The organism is Pricia sp., assembly GCF_041745955.1.
Taxonomy (GTDB): Bacteria; Bacteroidota; Bacteroidia; order Flavobacteriales; family Flavobacteriaceae; genus Pricia.
This window is the reverse complement of record NZ_JBGTHY010000335.1, coordinates 1-2,112: the sequence shown is the minus strand read 5'-3', so window position 1 is coordinate 2,112 and position 2,112 is coordinate 1. Positions and strand designations below refer to the sequence as shown.

General features: G+C 41.1%; 2 protein-coding genes. Both read right to left on the bottom strand.

What is annotated here, in order from left to right:
- Positions 1 to 1,203: hypothetical protein (locus ACEW8S_RS12345; RefSeq protein WP_373518451.1), on the bottom strand; the 1,203-nt coding region annotated here is incomplete at its 3' end.
- Positions 1,204 to 1,320: 117 nt separating this feature from the next.
- Positions 1,321 to 2,112 (bottom strand): exopolysaccharide biosynthesis polyprenyl glycosylphosphotransferase (locus tag ACEW8S_RS12340; RefSeq protein ID WP_373518450.1); only part of this gene is annotated, 792 nt, incomplete at its 5' end.

The window sequence follows — 2,112 nt, the reverse complement described above, 5'->3', positions numbered from 1 at the left end:
CTGGCTTAAACTGGCCAAGGTCTGGTCCAATTTTACTATCAGTGGATTGCTGCTGGATGCGGATTGAGACAACTGATTCTTTTCCATTAGGGTCGCGTTATACCGGTCAATGGAATTGATCAAAGAAGGATCGCTCGTACTTAGTGCTCCGGGAATGGGCGAATCGAGATCGCCTTGCATCATATAACTTTCAATGGATTCGATGACGTTGATCTGGCTTTGATAATCAATAATCATTTTTTCATAATCGTTCGCCTGCTCTATATAGATATTGGCGTTGCTGCCCACATCCGTTAGGTCATTTTTTGTTTTGAATTCTTCGACCGTTTTTTCCACGCCGCTGATTTCACCCGATAACAACTTTACCCGATCGTCTATCATCTTGATGGTGCTCTCGGCCAACTCGTTATCGTACTTTATTTTTTCCTCAACGTAGGACTCGATAAGACCGGCCAAAACATCTTCCCCCTTTTTCTGTGTCACGCTTAAGAATCGTAAACCAATAAGACTCCCCGTGTCATTGATAAGCTCTACGCTTAAGTTTTCCAGAAACTCATCGATGACAACATCGGTATTCCGAATGGTAAAGTACAGGGGCTTACCATTATCTTCATATTTATTTCCTGATCTTCGGGTAACGGTAAACGTACCGAACGGTTCCGAGACCAATTCGCCAAATGCGTATTCGGCTCGATAATCCTTATCTTCATATTCCGTATGTATTTCATAACAATTCCCTCCCAATAGTCTAACATATATGGGGTGGTCGTAAACCAGTCCTGCAGCGGTCTCATCTACCAACACCTCAACCGGAACGTCTTCCCCATAAAGTTCTACATCGCGAATGTTTCCCTCCATATAAAAATTTATATTGAGCGATAGTTTGGAAATGACTTTTTCCATAAGTCCGGGCGATTTCAATATTCCCATTTCATCCTCTACTTTGTGGGACGTTTTGATAAGACCCAAATCTTTAAAGCTAGCGGATTCTATGGCCCCTTGGCCAGGACTTTCATCCTTTACCTGAATTGTACTTTTGACCTCATATTGAATCTCGGCCCAATATCTGATAAACAGAAAGACCGCCAGTAGGCAAATAGTCAGACCTATGGCAAACAGACGCCAATGGTTTAAATACCCGGCGATTATTTTGCCAATGTTCTTTTCTTCCAGTTCTCTTGACTGTTTACTCGGTTCGGACATAAATTATAATGAGTTACGAATGAATCAACAAAAATACTATTGTCATTTTATATTACTATAGTTAACTTTCACAAAGGTCTGCTAAAGAGTGGTCTCGAGATGTATTGTACCTAACCATCAATATGCCTTTTCTTCACCGGCAAATACGTTATAGATCGTAAGATAAATGATATTCAAGTCGAAGACCAAAGACCATTTTTCTACATAGAACACATCGAGTTTGATTCGGTTCAAAATATCCCGATGCTTTAGGATTTCGCCTCGATACCCCCTAATCTGTGCCAGCCCGGTGATACCGGGCTTCACAAAGTGCCGTACCAAATATTTGTCTACTGAGCTCTCATAGCCTTCGGTATGAAGTTCCATATGCGGCCGTGGGCCGACAACACTCATATTTCCAAGAAAGACGTTAATAAACTGCGGTAACTCGTCAATACTGGTCCTTCTGATAAACTGTCCGATTTTCGTGATGCGCATATCGTTCTTAGTCGCCATTTTAGAATCGCTATCGACGTTTGTGGTCATCGACCGGAATTTATAGCACCAAAAAACCCTTTTCTTTAAACCGTGCCTTTTCTGTTTAAAATAGAGGGTGCCGGGCGATTCCCATTTTATCAAAACGAAAAGCACTGGTACCAACCAAGATAGGACCAAGACCATGACGAACAATGAAAATATAATATCAAAGATACGCTTAACCCATTTGGCATATTCGGTATCCAAAGGTAACCTTCTGATATTTAGCACGGGAATACTGTCATACATCTCCAACGACATCGAACGCGTGAACACCTCTTTATTATCGGGAATGATTTTTAAGCGTATCAAATTATTATCGGCAAAATCAATGAGATTTCGAAGTTCACTCTGTGAAAATTTAGAGGCCAAACAATACACCTCATCAATTTC